The organism is Rhodococcus sp. RCBS9 (assembly GCF_029457415.1).
In the GTDB taxonomy this organism is placed as follows: domain Bacteria; phylum Actinomycetota; class Actinomycetes; order Mycobacteriales; family Mycobacteriaceae; genus Rhodococcus_F; species Rhodococcus_F qingshengii.
The window spans coordinates 2,096,065-2,110,307 of record NZ_CP120422.1 but is presented as its reverse complement, the minus strand read 5'-3'; the positions used below and the strand labels follow the sequence as shown (position 1 = coordinate 2,110,307).

Genomic DNA, 14,243 nt, shown 5'->3' with positions numbered 1-14,243 from the left:
GCGAAACTCGCGCTCGATCTTATGCCCGCCGGATTGTGCGCCGCGCGACGAGTTCCTTAACTACCCGCCTGGGCAATCAACTCGACAGCGCGGTCGGCGCACAGTTCAGGATCCGGCATTCTCCCGATACCGAGGCATTCGACAACGGCGAACGACGCACCCGGTGTGGTTTCCACGCCGAGCGCCCACCCGAAGTAGTGATTCCAGGCGAGTACGGCTCGGTGGCCACTGTGCTGCGGAATCTCGCTGCCCAGAACGAGTACTGCGTCGAACGCGGGGCCGTCGCACCAGATGACCGATTCGGCGAAGGTGGAGCTGGCGACGGCGACTACGTACCTGTGACAAGTCGATTCACTCGGAATGGCGATGTGTGCACGCATGGTCGCTCCTCCGGCTCGGTTGCGATCGGAGGGTTCCCCGTTGCCGGCGCCGAAAAAACGCTTGTCAGATTACGTCCCGGCCACAGATCTACGACGCAGACGGTGCCTGAGATGTTTTTGTGCTGCCCGCGCGACCGAGCGAGTCGAGAGATACTGTTCGGCCGGTATCAACCGGGAACCGAACAAGTAGAACCTTCGGGCTTCGTCGTGGTCGTGGGTGGCCGCGGAGATGAGCAGACGTTCGATCGCGGTGAACTTTCGCCCACCGGCGTAACCACTCATGTAGTCGATGTGATTCGTCATACTCGCTCTGGCGCTACGGTATTCGGTCAATGCAGCGTTCACGTTCCGATGTGAGTCGAGTGTGTCTGCCGGCGTCTCCGTCAGCATGTGCGCGGTCGCATCGACCAGCATCTGAGCGGTCTCGAGTGCCCACGAGCATCCGATACCCCACAACGGGTCGTTGGTTGCCGCAGCGTCGCCGATGAGTGCGAACCCGTTACCTACGGGTTCGGTGAGGGTTGTGGAGAAGTGTTTGGTACCAACGATCTTTCCGACGATGTGCTCTCGCCGAACAAGCGGAGCGCCGGGTAATGCGTTGGCGTACTCGAGGAAAGCAGTAGACAGGTCGTCAGCGAACGAGCCGAGCTTGTCGAGGGCAGGGAAGACCACCAGCACGCTGATTCCGCCGTCGTTGGGGAGCAGATAGGCGACGTCGGGATCCATGAACCACGACAATGACGTTTCTCCGCCGGGTCGTTCAAGTCCGGAGAGTTGGGCGAAATAGCTGAAACGCCCGTTGGATGCAGTCACGGAGTCACAACGAGCGGATCGTGCGACGGTCGAATCCTTGCCGTCCGCTCCGACGGTCAATCGTGCTTCGACAGTGAAGACCGAACCCTGTTCGGTGCCGTAGACGCCTGCAGTAGTGCCGTTCTCGGTCAGTAGTCCGGAAACGCGATGCCCGAGAAGAAGGTCGACGTTCGGGTAGTCGTTCGCGAGTTGGCGCAGTAGGGGGTCGAGAGTTTCCCTTCGGACGTTGAACCCAGGTGGCGGTGAGTTCTCTGCGGCATCAGGGGTGATCATTCCCCACGGGGTCCAGAATGTCGGAACGGTTTCCACCATTCCCAGGGCGAGCAGTTTTTCCGTGGCGCCGAGTCGTTGCAAGATCGGGGCACCGCACGGTTGCAGGTGGTGAGTGCACAGGACTTTGTGCGCCCGGATGTCGGAGCGAGCGTCGAGAAGCGCTATCCGCAGACCTTGCTGGGCGTACATGATGGCGGCCGCGCATCCCGCGATGCTCGCGCCGACAATCACAACGTCATACTTTTCCCGTGCCTTCGAAGTCACTCGATCAGCTTAATGCATAAGGTTATAACTTAAATATGACTGGATTCAGTCATCGTGTTCGGGCGTTAAGTCCCGAACTGCGGCCCGGATGGACTGTTCACGAAGCTCGTTCTCTCTGCGCAGTTCACGACGCCGACGCCCGGCCTCGAATCGCTGCCTCGCGATTGTTCCGGTCGGCCGGAGTTGGGGTACCTCAGCCGGTTTCCCGTCGCTTCCCATCGCCACCATCGTGAAATAGCAACTATTGGTGTGTCGAGATTTTCCGAGAAGAATGTCTTCGGTTTCGACTCGAATTCCGATTTCCATCGAGGTGCGCCCGGTGTAATTGACGGAAGCGCTGAACGTGACGAGTTCGCCGACATGCACCGGTTCGCGGAACACCACACGATCCACCGACAGAGTCACGACGTAGGTCTGGGCATATCGACTCGCGCACGCATAGGCAACCTGGTCGAGAAACTTCAGAATCGTTCCGCCGTGCACGTTGCCCGAGAAGTTTGACATGTCCGGCGTCATGAGGACGGACATGGACAAGGTTTGTTTCGATGCTTGCTGCGATGCTTGCTTCAATTCAGGTAGGGAGTTCGATTCAGACATCAAGCGGGCCTCTTCGGTTCGGTGGACGGTGAAGAGACCGTATCCGGCAAAGAGGGTTACCCGCGCGTTCGGAAGAGCGCGGTGTCAGAGTTCGGGACAGTGCCCGTGTGGAGGACGTATTCGCTGGTGGCGACGGGGCCGGCCGCGCTCGACCTGAGATAGGGTGCGAGCGTCGAGCGGAGGTGCGCTGACATCGAAGCCCAATTCCCTGCGCCTCGAACCGCCTCGCGAAAGTTCTTCAACGCCGGCGCCTGGTCGCACAGTTCCTCGGCGGGATCCGAACCGGCTGGTAGTTGCCACTCGAGCAGGTGCGAGGCCGAGCTCACCGACTCCAATCCAGCTGCTGCCTTCTCGAATTCGCTCGGGCTCGACCATGTCGTCGGTAGTGGTGTGATGCCATTCCACGCAGAGGCGGCCTCCCTTCGGAGTGCTGCTGCCCACCCGTTCTCCGACCATGTTGCGACACAAATGCTTCCACCCGGGCGGGTCACCCGCATCATCTCTGCGAGGGCGATCGCAGGGTTGGGACAGAAGATGATCCCGAAGATGCTGACACAGGCGTCGGCGCTCGAATCCGACCACGGCAGAGACTGTGCATCGCCGATCGTGAAAGTGGGTTCGGTAGTTCCGGGGCGAGGAATCCAGCGTTCGCGCGCGACCACCAGCTGGCTGGCGGAGAGGTCGAGTGCGTGGACCGCGATCCCGGACTGGGCCGCCGGGAGCGTAAAGTTCCCCGTTCCGGCGCAGACGTCGTACGCCGTGCTCACGTGCCCGATCGAGCGCAGTGCCTCTGTCGATGCAGGTGAGAGTTGTTCGGCAAGAGGGGAATATGCCGCACCGTTCCAGTTTCCCCGATTCACGACAAGCTCCTTTCGACTGCGTCGATGACCGTATCGAGCGCTGCGCCTGCCGCACGCGCTGCTTCGCCGGGGTTGCGTTCCTCGATGGCAGCGATCAAGGGTCGGTGCTCGTCGACGTGGAAACCTGGACCGACACTGACGGCGGACAGCGAATCCGTCACGGCGGCAAGGACTCCCCGGTAGACGTCGATCAGTGCGGAATTGTGGGACGCCTCGACGATCGAAAGGTGCAAGGCCATGCCGGCTTCGACAGTGAAGCCGCCGACGTGACCGGGGTGGGCATTCCAGGCTGCATGTATCCGCGCGAGATCTTCGGGGGTGTGGCGCTGCGCTGCAAGTCGCGCGGCTTCGACCTCGAGTCCGCGTCGCAGGCTCAGTACGTCGAGAACGTCACCTCTGGCGAGCCTGCGCCCGAGTAGTCCTTCGACCGGCGACGCCGCCATGACGTACACGCCGCCACCGTGACGAACGGACAGAACTCCGGCGTGGGCAAGCGCCCGTACCGCTTCGCGCATGGTGTTTCGGGCGACTCCCAATTCTTCGACCAATGCGGTCTCCGGCGGGAGTTTTGATCCGACGGGCCATCGACCGGTCGAGATCGCCTCCTCGATCGCCGCGGCGACGATGTCTACCTTGCGTCCGGAATCGGCCATGTATGTCACCTCGGATAAGTGGGTCAATGACTTGATCGAGGTTAGCGTGCCCGACCAAGTGGGTCAATGACTCGGAAATTACCCGCGTACGTCCAGGCTGCGGGCGTAGTGCTCCTTGAATACCTCGAGATGTGCCCAAGATTCCAAGCCGCTGACACCGTCGATCCCGCGGATTCGTTCGGACAGCGCATGCAGGTCGCTCGAGGAGTTGGCGGCAACCGTCGCGATCACGTCGTATCGTCCGAGGGTCCGGGCGAGGAATTCGATTCCGGGCAGCGACTCGATCTCCGATACCGCGTTGTCGTCCCGTGAGCCCAGATTGACGCCGATGCCCATTGCCAGCGTTCGGCCACCACCTCGCCGCTTGACGACAGCGCCGACGCGCAGTGCCGTGCTCGCGATCAGATGATTGACCCGGTTGCGCACGGCGCTCGGCGACAGTCCGGTGTGTTCGGCCAGCTCGAGAAAGGGCATTCGCCCGTTGCGCTCGAGCAGTTCGATCAACGCGACATCTGTCGAGTCGAGTCGGATATCGGCTTGTAAAGCGGTCTCGGGCATGAAGATTCCCTTGATGACGTCGACGTAGACCAGCGTGCTCACGGATCGAACGCCACGTTGTGAGCGGAGTTCGGCGATGGCACGGTACAGATCGTCGTGACTGGGCACCCGAAGTTCCGCAATCACGTTGTACTGCCCGCTGACTGCCGAGATGTAGACGGCGGCCTCGGATGCGATCAACGCGTCCAGCACCGGGGTCATCGGTCCGGACACTGCGATCGAGACGTGTGCAAGCGCCTTCAGCCCGAGAAGTTCGGGGTGCGCGACGGCCACTACGGACACCGTTCCCGAGTCGAGTAGCGCCTGCACTCTGGTGGACACCGCCGCTCGTGGGGCGTCGACCGCCACGGACAGTTCGCGGTACGTCGCTCGCCCGTTGCGCTGAAGTGCGGCAATGAGCTTGGAATCGAGATCGACCGTCATGGTTGCCCCAACTTTTCCAGAGATTTTTCTGTATGAGCTTCCTATTAGAACAGTCGCATGTGGCCATGAATGATGTGGATAAGTGCAGAAATGCTCGAAAACTCATACAAAAAAGTTGTATACCGCCTGGTCTGAAACTTTGATGCATTGCATAGCTCCAGGTCAGGGCGTAGTTTTCGCTCAACACGCAGTGACCTGCACCACCATCTCGACGAAGGACCACCATGCGCAAGTTGCACACGCACGAAGCCTCGCCTCTCGACGCCACCGGCACGATCTTCACCGGCGCCAAGATCCACACCGTTGACGACAGCACGGTGGGAGCCGAAGCGTTCCTGGTGTTCGGAAACCGCTTTGCAGCGGTGGGAACGCTCGAGGAATGCCGCACGGAGGCGCGTCGGCTGAGCACTCGCACAACCGCGGTGGTCGAACTCGACGGCGCCACCGTCGTCCCCGGCTTCGTCGATCCACATGCACACCCGTTGATGTACGGGCAGATGCTCAGCTGGGTGGACTGTGGGCCGGAGAAGGCACATTCCATCCCCGGAATCATTGCGCTACTTCAGGAAGCGGCGCTCACAGCACCTGCGGGTGTCCCGATTCGCGGATACGGCTACGAGCACCGCAACCTGATCGAAGGGCGTCACCCGCTCAAGGAAGAGCTCGATCAGGTGGCCACCGATCGCGAGGTCTACCTCATGAACGCGAGCGGTCACGGCGGCGTCGTCAACTCCTTCACTTTCGACAAGCACGGTATCGACGCGAGCACCGAGAATCCGGCCGGTGGCGAGTTCTTCCGAGATGAAGACGGCGAACTCACCGGTGAGCTCTCCGACGCCGCGTGCAACATTCTCACCGGCGTCAACGGAGTGAAGGTCGGCCATCACGGCCCCAACTTCCATCTCGAGGACGAGCCGGAAGAGCACCTTCGCCAGCTGTCGGTCGCTCAGGACAAGTTCCTGGCCGGTGGCGTCACCACCATCGGTGACTGCCAGGTGACCCGGCGTGAATTCGACATGTACCTGCGTCTGGCCGAGCAGGATCAGCTCAAGACCCGCGTCAGCATGTACATGCTCAGCCACCTCCTCGATCACGTCATCGACACGGGAATGCACGGCGCCTTCGGCAATTCGCGGCTCGCGTTCGGCGGCATCAAGTTCTACGCCGACGGCACACTCGGAGGCTGGACCGCATACTTCCCCGACGGCTACGTGGGCGACCCGTGCCGCACCGGGCAGCTCTACCACGAGCCGGCGGACTACTCGGAGCTGATTGCCAAGGCACATTCGGTGGGTCTGCAGACCGCCACGCACGCTCAGTCACCGACCGCCATCGACATGGTGCTCGATGCCATCGAAGCTGCGCAGAAGGCTCACCCCGACGCCGACGCTCGTCACCGCATCGAGCATTGCGGACTCCCGACGGCCGAGCAGATCGCAAGGATGAACCTGGCCGGTGTCTACCCGGTGAACCAGCCACAGCACTACTACAACTGGGGCGAGGGCGTCACCGCTGCGATCGGCACTCCGGGCGAGCGGTTCAACCCGCTCGGCGAGTTCATCGCTGCCGAAGTTCCCGTGACCATCAGCTCCGACGCCCCCGTCGCAGAGCCGAAGCCGCTCGAAGCAATTCAGGCAGCCGTTACTCGTGTGACGCGTCAGGGTCATCAGCTCGGCTCCGATGCACTCCGCATCACCGCCGACCAGGCATTGCAGGCTCATACCCTCAACGGTGCGCGTGCGCTGGGCCGCGAAGCAGAGCTGGGCAGCATCTCGGTCGGCAAGCGGGCCGACTTCGTCATTCTGGGCGCGGATCCCCTCGAGGTTCCGGCCGACGCGATTGCGCAGATCGAGGTCCGAGAGACCTGGATCGACGGCGAACTCGCACATTCAGGTCATAACCACCTATTGTCGAGCACTTCGACCACCGAGGAAAAGTAATGAACCGAGAGCAACAGATCGTGAAGGCCCGCAAGGCGGGATTTGCAGCCTTCGTCGGTACAACTATCGAGTGGTACGACTTCTACGTGTATGCCACGGCAGCCGCCCTGGTGTTCGGTGACATCTTCTTCCCACCCGGAACCGACCGCCTGACCGGCGTTGCGGCGGCGTTCGCGACATACGCCGTCGGTTTCTTCGCTCGCCCGCTCGGCGGAATCGTGTTCGGCCATGTCGGTGACAAGATGGGCCGACGCACCGCATTGGTGGTGACTTTGACGCTGATGGGTGCAGGCACGTTCCTCATCGGCATGTTGCCCACTTACGCGTCGATCGGGTTCTGGGCGCCGTTACTGCTGGTACTGCTCCGCTTCGTCCAGGGCTTTGCCGTCGGCGGCGAATGGGGCGGCGCGGTCCTGATGGCCGTCGAGCATGCACCCGAGGACAAGAAGACCTTCTACGGCGGTTTCGCTCAGCTGGGCAACCCGGCCGGCGCGCTCCTGGCCACAGGTTTCTTCAGCATTCTCTCCACCTTCGGCGACGACGCTCTGCGCGAGTGGGCTTGGCGACTGCCGTTCCTCTGCTCGGCGCTGCTGATTCTCGTCGGCTTGGTCGTTCGCCTGAAGGTCGAAGAGTCCCCGGTTTTCGAATCCGAGGTGAAGTCCGCGGACGTACCGGAAATGCTCCCGCTCAAGTACGCGCTGGTGACCAACTGGCGCCCGATCATCCTGGGCATCGGCATTCTGCCCGTCGCAGTCGGCGGCTACTACCTCGTGACGACCTTCATCACGGCATACGCAACCGACCCCGACGTCGGATTGTCGGAGACGTTGATTCTCAACGCGCTCAGTGTCGCTGCAGTGGTCGAGTTGATCGCGACTCTCGGCGTGGCGTGGCTCGGCGACAAGGTGGGACGCGTCCGCGTGGTCATCTGGGGCCTTGCGGCAGTCGCGATTCTCGCAGCGCCGCAGTTCCTGGTGCTGAAGTCCGGATCCGTGTTCCTGATCTTCCTGACCTTCGCTGTCATGCGACTGGTGCTGGCGGCCACGTACGGCCCGATCGCCGCCGTCCTGTCACAGATGTTCAAGCCGCAGGCCCGCTACACGAGCATTTCGTTGGCGTACCAGGGTGCGGGCGCGATCTTCGGTGGGTTGTCTCCGCTGGTGTCGACGCTGATGTACAAGGCAACCGGCAGCATCTGGCCGGTCATCGCACTGCTGATCGGCATGTGCGTCCTGAGCATCGTCTGCCTGCTCTTCGCTCCGCAGCATGTGGACGAGGCGACAGATACCGACGGTGCTCCGCAGGGCCTGAACAAGGAATCGGCTTCCGCCTGATTGCCGAGAGTCGGCTTCCGCCTGACTGCCGAGAGTCGGCTTCCGCCTGACAACTGAAAACACGACAGCCGGGGCAGTACACGATTTCCGTGTACTGCCCCAGCTGTCGTTTCAGGTCAGTTGTCGTTCAGCGCCGGTTACGCGCCGACGAGATGGCGATGAAAATGATCGCTGCGTCGGTGGGCCTGGCTGAGATTTCTGATCTCACGCAGCCAGAAGTGAGACGCCAGCGTGTTACTGCTTCCGTAACCAGTGCCGGACGTGTCTTCGTCGATCAGGGCGACAAGCGCTTTGATCAGGCTGGTGACCTTGAGGTTGTTGGTCTGAGAATGTCGGAGCAAGAGCTCGGCGGCTTCGTCGGTGCTGCAACGGTAGAGGGTGCAGACGATTTCGATACCGCGCTCGCGGATCCGGCCCGAAGTAGTCGGGATCCGTAGACCGTTCGTCGAGTTGCTGTTCGTCTGGTTGTTCGTGTCGTCGGGGTGAATCATGGTGTTGATCAAGGTATTCCTTTGAACCGCAGGGTCTTTGGGCCCGTGCGGTGTGTAGCGCATGTTGATACTGGTGCAGTCGGTACGCGATTGGCGGCGGACTCCGTCGGAGCCTTCGGCCTGGTCAACAATCTGCGGGACTGATGAAAGTGCGTAGTGATCAAAGGCGCGGATTTGCACCGAACTGGAAGTCTGCCCCTGGAACGAATACTGGAACTGTTGTTCCGGGCGAAGCGACCGGCTGCCTGACTGACGGCTGCCCTCTGATAACCCCACCGTACGTCATCGTTGGAGTTTCAGCTAATTCTATTTCGAGCGGCTGAGAGCACTGTGGCCCGTATTACCTGCTCAAGAGGCATTTATGTGGCCGATTATTGCTTGCTTGGTGGTAGCCCAGGCGTCGGTCGTCGGGTTGCCGAACTCGCCGTGGCCGACGCCGGGAAGTTCGATCAGATCGACCACGTCGCCTGCTGCTCGGGCGGCACGGGCATAGCGCCGACTCTGTTCGACCGACACGACCTTGTCTCCGAGTCCGTGGATCACCGTGACGGGGAGGCCGGTGGGGAGGTGCTCGATCGGTGATGCGATGCGGTAGCGATCGGGATGATCGGTAGGCATGCCGCCCAGAAGATTTCGAACAAATCGATCTTTGCCCGCGGTTGCGGCGAGCGTCATGTCGAAGACGCCGGCCATGATCGTCGTCGAGCGAACCGGCACCGAGAGGTTTGGTTCCGGGGCGTCTGCACCCTGTTGGGATCGCGATGCGACCCAGGCGGCAAGTTGTCCACCCGCGGAGTAGCCGGCGATGTGTATACGGCTCAAATCCAGTCGCCCGGAGGCCTTTTCCTGAACGATGCCGGCCAGGGCGTTGGTGGCCGTAACGGTATCGGAGAGCGTGGTCGGCCAACCACCCTGACCGCCGACGCGTCTGTATTCGATGTTCCAGACCGCAATTCCGTACGGGGTCAGGGTTTTTGCCCACGCGCCCGCGTATTCGAGATTGCTCTTCTGGGCCCATCCACCGCCGTGAATGAGTACGACGACCGGCAGGTCACCGTCCGATCCTTCTGGAAGATACAGATCGCCGAAAGTGTCTGCGGCCGCGGCGTAGGCGATGCGGACCGGAGCGACGTCGCGGTCGAGGCCGGTCGCACTGCTGACAGATGCGAGGAGGGCGAGTGCACAGACCAGCACTACGGCGAGATACCCGGCCAAGCGGTCGCGGGAGCGGTGCGCGATGACCTGATTCCTCTCGGCAGGCGACGGACGATAATTCGGAAATCAGTCTATCGGTGCCAGGTGAATTTATGGTGTGAGCGAATGGGCCGTGCTCGCTCGCACGCGGAGTTCGCTACGCGTATAGCTCTGAACTGGGGGTTCGTCACCGTTGACCAGAGCCAACAGTGCATCTACGGCCGCTGCCGCCTGTTCTTGGGGGAAGAAGTCGAAGGCAGTGATCGGGGGCTGGGAAACCAGCAGGGCAGGTTCGTCGCTGTCCTGTGCAATCAAGACGTCACCCGGAATCGACAGCCCGAGATCGAGGGCCGCTCGCGCCGCTGCCGGGGCGCAACCGAGAATCAACGACAGGATCGCGTCCGGCGGAGTCGAGGAGTCGAGGGCCTCGCGGGTGGCCGCATACGCGGCCCCGATGAGGCCTCCGACGGTGCTGGCGCCCGGAAACGACGTCAATTCCTCGCTGGTGCGTGGTGCCACGCCTCGGGCGCGGCACCACTCGAAGTAAGCGAAAGTCGTTGCGCGGGTCCACTCCGAATGCATTCCGGGAGTGAGGACGAAAATGTCCCTTGCGCCACGTTCGGCGAGGTGGTTCAGAAGAGTCTCCGTGGTGGAGACGAGGTCCGGTGAGGTGGAGTATCCGAACTGCCCGGATTGTCCAGGACCCACTGCGACAGAGGGGATTCCGATCTTCTGCAGAACTTCGACGCGCGGGTCGTCGACCATCGGGTCGACGACCAGTACGCCGTCCATCTCGATGCGCCGCAGTCCGTTCGGATCTTTCATCGACGGCAGTAGGAGGAGTGAGTGATCGGCGTGGAATGCAGCCTGGGTCGCGGCGGTCGCCACGCGCCCGTACCAGTCGAAATTGAGGTACTCGGCCGATGACAGTTGGTCGGGAGCGGGGAGCATCAGTCCGAGGGTGGCAGTCCGGCCTGACCTGAGATTCTGGGCCGACCGATTGGCACGGTATCCAAGGCGGTCGGCAACCTCTCGAACCCGAGCGCGAGTGGCCGCGTCGACCCGGCCCTTGCCGTTGAGTGCATAGGAGACCGTGGACACCGCGACGCCGGCGGCGTTGGCGACATCACGAAGCGTCGGCGAAACAGGGGTAGCCACTGCGGATCGTTTCTACTCGTTGGTCGGTTTGTCTCCAGCCTATCGATCAATCGTTTCGGCATGTTGCGTGCACCGGTGAGGGGCACCTCAGAACAAAACGTCGAATCGTTTCAGCGCAGGTATTGACACTGATGAAACGATTCGGCACTCTCTTAGGAACACCGGGCGAACGTCGAGAGAAATTCGGGCGAACCTCGGGAAACCTGACCAGGCAGGCGCATACTTGCCTTAACTCGCGGAGCCTCCCCATGACCGAAAAAACCGACCCTCCCGGTGCAGGAACGCATTCTGAATCCGGTTCTCCCACGTCATCCTCGGGCCTGCGCGCCGGAACTATCAACAGCCGTCATCTGGTCTTCTTCGTCATCGCCGCAGCGGCGCCACTGACGATCCTGGTGGGATTCGCGCCACTGGGCCTGATGGTTTCCGGCGCTGCGCTTCCGGTGGGGTACGTCGTTCCCGGGATCGTCTATCTACTGTTCGCCGTCGGCTTCACGGCGATGAGCAGGCATATCCGCGGCGCGGGCGCGTTCTACGCCTACATCACCGAAGGGCTCGGAAAAACAGTCGGCGCAGGCGCCTCTGTGCTGGCTTACATCGGCTATCTCGGTGGCCAGATCGGATTCGTCGTCGCTTGCGGCATCTTTCTCTCGTCGACGATCGAGTTGTTCCTGGGAGTAACCGTTTCCGTCTACACCTGCGCATTGGCGGTCGCCGTTCTGGTCGTGGTGGTGGGATATCGCAGGGTCGATATCGGCGCGAAGGTGCTGGCCGTTTTGATGGCGCTCGAGCTCGGCGTCCTCGCAGTCTTCTGTGTGGCGGTTCTGTTGAAAGGCGGCCACGAAGGACTGTCGCTCGACAGTTTTTCGCCGTCGACCTTCATGACATCCGGACTGGCGAGCGTCTTCGTGTTGACCTTCACCTCCTTCGTCGGTTTCGAGCAGACGGCGATCTACAGCGAGGAAGTTGTCGATTCCAAACGCACAGTGTCGCGTGCGACCTACACAGCAGTCACTGTTCTGGCCGTGGTCTACGCATTCTGTGCTTGGGTGATCGTGCAGGCCGTCGGCCCGAGTCGGATGGGCGACCTACTCGGCGGTGACCCGTCCGAGCTGATCTTCGATCTCAACAATGAATTTGCCGGCTCCATGATGACCGACGTGATGCATCTGTTGATCGTCACGAGCTTCTTCGCGGGTTGCCTTGCCCTCCACAATGCTTGCAGTCGCTATCTGCTCACCATGGGGCGCGCGAAAGTCTTTCCTGCCGCGCTTGCACGGGTTTCGCCGACCACTGGAACGCCGAGCGTCGCCGGAATCACACAAGGCGCACTGGTATTCGCGGCAATCGCCGGCTTTGCGCTGACGCCCGCAGACCCGTACACCCAAGTAGTCGTGTGGACGAATACACCAACGATCATCGGTGTGCTGGTGTTGCAGGTTCTCACTTCCGTCGCCGTGCTCAGGTTCTTCTCGCAGGATTCTCGCGGTGAAGGTCTGTGGCAGAGGTTGATTGCACCCTCGCTCGCTGCAGTGGCGTTGATCGTCGCGCTCGGATACCTCTTGATGAACATGAGTGACCTGACCGGGTTGACCACCGCGCAAAACTTCTTGTTGGCAGTGCCATTGCTGTTGGCTTTCGCATTCGGCGTGGGACGCGGGATGCGCGTACGTGAACACTCGGTCGAGGAGTTGTCGGCATGAGCGAATACGCATGGTCGGTCCCCGGAGGGTTGGTCGAACGTCCCGGAATTGTTCCGGGCGCTCCCGAGATATGGGTCTATGCGGACAGGTTCTCGTACTTCGGTGGTGACACCGTCTCGATCCGAGTGCATACCACCGCAGAAGAATACGACCTCGAAATTGTTCGAGACGGCGCCCGGCCGCAACAGGTCGCGCAATACGTCGGTCTGCCGGGCAAGCAGCAGCAGACGCCTGCCGACGCGTACGCAGTGGGCTGCGACTGGTCGGAATCCCTTGCCGTCGAGATAGATCCGAAGTGGACGTCCGGCATGTACTTGGTTCTGGTCCGGATGCTCCACGAAGGGGTGACTATTGAGCGGGAGGGCTTCTTCGTCGTCAAGGCGCGCGAACCCGAGCATGCCGACTTCGTACTCATTCACACCACCAGCACGATGTTGGCCTACAACGACTGGGGTGGGGCAAACCACTACCGAGGTGTTCCGGACGGCTCCGGCGATGTGCCGACACCGATTTCCTCGACGCAGCGTCCCGTCGCGCGGGGGATGTTGCGCAAACCCGAGGGCGCAGCACGCAACATCCACACCGACACACCGGGAATCGGATGGATACCCCGTCACCCGCCGTACGAATGGGCGTGGGTGAACGGCTACTCGCGTCACCATGCGGACGCCTTCTGGGCCACTTACGAGAGGCCGTTCACGGTCTGGGCGGAAGAGCAGGGGTTCCGCGTCCACCACGTGACACAACACGATCTGCATAACGATCCGTCAGCGCTGCATGGATATTCATGCGCAGTTGTCGTCGGTCACGACGAGTACTGGTCCTGGGAGATGCGTGACCGCATAGATGATTTCGTCGAAGAGGGTGGTGGTCTGGCGCGATTCGGCGGGAACTTCCTGTGGCAGGTACGCCTCGAAAACGACGCACAAGTCTGTTACAAGAATCCGTTCGACGATCCGATGCGAGAAGTCGACCCGACCCGGGTGACGACGGCGTGGGATTCGCCCGAGGTTGCCCGACCGGGGGCGTGGACGATGGGATTGACCGGCATGGCCGGTGTCTACAATCGTTACGGTGCAACAACTCCCAGGTCTTCGGGCGGTTTCACGGTATACCGGCCGGATCATTGGGCGTTGAACGGAACCGACCTGTACTACGGAGACAACTTCGGGATCGCCCCGATCTGTGTTGCCGGATTCGAGATGGACGGCGTGGATTTCACGTTCCGGAAGGGCCAGCCGTATGCGACGGGCGTCGACGGCGCTCCCGAGGATCTGGAGATCATCGCGATGGCGCCGGCAGTTTCGGGTTCGCGGGACAAATGGAACGGGAAAGTTCCGATCGGTGCGCCTTTCGCCGAAGTGCAGGGAATCATCGAATGCTTCTATGGCAGTGAGCCTCCAGATCACCTTCGTGATCTCGAATACGGATCGGGAATGGTCGCCTGTCACAAGCGAGGTCTCGGCTCCGTGTTCAACGCAGGTTCCACCGAATGGGTGAACGGGCTGACCCATCACGATCCGTTCACCGAACGAATAACTGCAAACGTACTGAATCTGTTTGCTGCACGAATTTCCAGCTCCAACACGAAGGAAAAATGAC

13 protein-coding genes are annotated in these 14,243 nt (G+C 61.5%); 4 read left to right on the top strand and 9 right to left on the bottom strand.

Annotated features, from left to right (window positions below):
- Positions 1-56: 56 nt before the first annotated feature.
- The 6 genes from P0M12_RS10095 to P0M12_RS10070 form a co-directional block, all read right to left on the bottom strand.
- Positions 57-380 (bottom strand): DUF6292 family protein, encoded by a 324-nt coding sequence (locus tag P0M12_RS10095; RefSeq protein ID WP_277377642.1) that lies wholly within the window; start codon positions 378-380, stop codon positions 57-59.
- A 69-nt stretch (positions 381-449) separates the two neighbouring features.
- On the bottom strand, positions 450-1,730 hold the full coding sequence (locus P0M12_RS10090) for an NAD(P)/FAD-dependent oxidoreductase (RefSeq protein WP_030536131.1): 1,281 nt from the start codon (positions 1,728-1,730) through the stop codon (positions 450-452).
- A 45-nt stretch (positions 1,731-1,775) separates the two neighbouring features.
- Positions 1,776-2,258, bottom strand: a complete 483-nt coding sequence (locus P0M12_RS10085; protein ID WP_030536130.1) for an acyl-CoA thioesterase — start codon at positions 2,256-2,258, stop codon at positions 1,776-1,778.
- A gap of 125 nt (positions 2,259-2,383) precedes the next feature.
- On the bottom strand, positions 2,384-3,187 hold the full coding sequence (locus P0M12_RS10080) for a class I SAM-dependent methyltransferase (RefSeq protein WP_058226852.1): 804 nt from the start codon (positions 3,185-3,187) through the stop codon (positions 2,384-2,386).
- Entirely contained in the window at positions 3,184-3,840 is a 657-nt protein-coding gene (locus tag P0M12_RS10075) for a FadR/GntR family transcriptional regulator (protein WP_125052245.1), read from the bottom strand. The genes P0M12_RS10080 and P0M12_RS10075 overlap by 4 nt, the downstream gene beginning before the upstream one ends.
- Positions 3,841-3,918: 78 nt before the next feature.
- Positions 3,919-4,821, bottom strand: coding sequence for an Lrp/AsnC family transcriptional regulator (locus P0M12_RS10070; RefSeq protein WP_007730473.1), 903 nt, complete (start codon positions 4,819-4,821; stop codon positions 3,919-3,921).
- 224 nt (positions 4,822-5,045) lie between these two features.
- Here P0M12_RS10070 and P0M12_RS10065 point away from each other — a divergent pair, with 224 nt between their 5' ends.
- Together P0M12_RS10065 and P0M12_RS10060 are read left to right on the top strand one after the other, a co-directional pair.
- Positions 5,046-6,761 (top strand): amidohydrolase, encoded by a 1,716-nt coding sequence (locus P0M12_RS10065; protein WP_030536127.1) that lies wholly within the window; start codon positions 5,046-5,048, stop codon positions 6,759-6,761.
- On the top strand, positions 6,761-8,095 hold the full coding sequence (locus P0M12_RS10060) for an MFS transporter (RefSeq protein ID WP_003942898.1): 1,335 nt from the start codon (positions 6,761-6,763) through the stop codon (positions 8,093-8,095). The genes P0M12_RS10065 and P0M12_RS10060 overlap by 1 nt, the downstream gene beginning before the upstream one ends.
- A gap of 137 nt (positions 8,096-8,232) precedes the next feature.
- On the opposite strand, the gene P0M12_RS10055 is transcribed toward P0M12_RS10060, so the two are convergent.
- From P0M12_RS10055 to P0M12_RS10045, 3 genes are all read right to left on the bottom strand, one after another.
- Positions 8,233-8,598, bottom strand: coding sequence for a hypothetical protein (locus P0M12_RS10055; RefSeq protein ID WP_007730475.1), 366 nt, complete (start codon positions 8,596-8,598; stop codon positions 8,233-8,235).
- Between the two features lie 336 nt (positions 8,599-8,934).
- Positions 8,935-9,801: an alpha/beta hydrolase fold domain-containing protein gene (locus tag P0M12_RS10050; RefSeq protein WP_225320177.1), complete on the bottom strand. Its 867-nt coding sequence runs from the start codon at positions 9,799-9,801 to the stop codon at positions 8,935-8,937.
- 90 nt (positions 9,802-9,891) lie between these two features.
- Positions 9,892-10,938 carry a LacI family DNA-binding transcriptional regulator gene (locus P0M12_RS10045; RefSeq protein ID WP_030536125.1) on the bottom strand — a complete coding sequence of 349 codons (1,047 nt, stop codon included), beginning with the start codon at positions 10,936-10,938 and terminating at the stop codon, positions 9,892-9,894.
- Between the two features lie 248 nt (positions 10,939-11,186).
- Here P0M12_RS10045 and P0M12_RS10040 point away from each other — a divergent pair, with 248 nt between their 5' ends.
- Together P0M12_RS10040 and P0M12_RS10035 are read left to right on the top strand one after the other, a co-directional pair.
- Positions 11,187-12,641, top strand: a complete 1,455-nt coding sequence (locus tag P0M12_RS10040; protein ID WP_210377821.1) for an APC family permease — start codon at positions 11,187-11,189, stop codon at positions 12,639-12,641.
- Positions 12,638-14,242, top strand: a complete 1,605-nt coding sequence (locus P0M12_RS10035; RefSeq protein WP_210377820.1) for a N,N-dimethylformamidase beta subunit family domain-containing protein — start codon at positions 12,638-12,640, stop codon at positions 14,240-14,242. The genes P0M12_RS10040 and P0M12_RS10035 overlap by 4 nt, the downstream gene beginning before the upstream one ends.
- Position 14,243 lies beyond the last annotated feature (1 nt).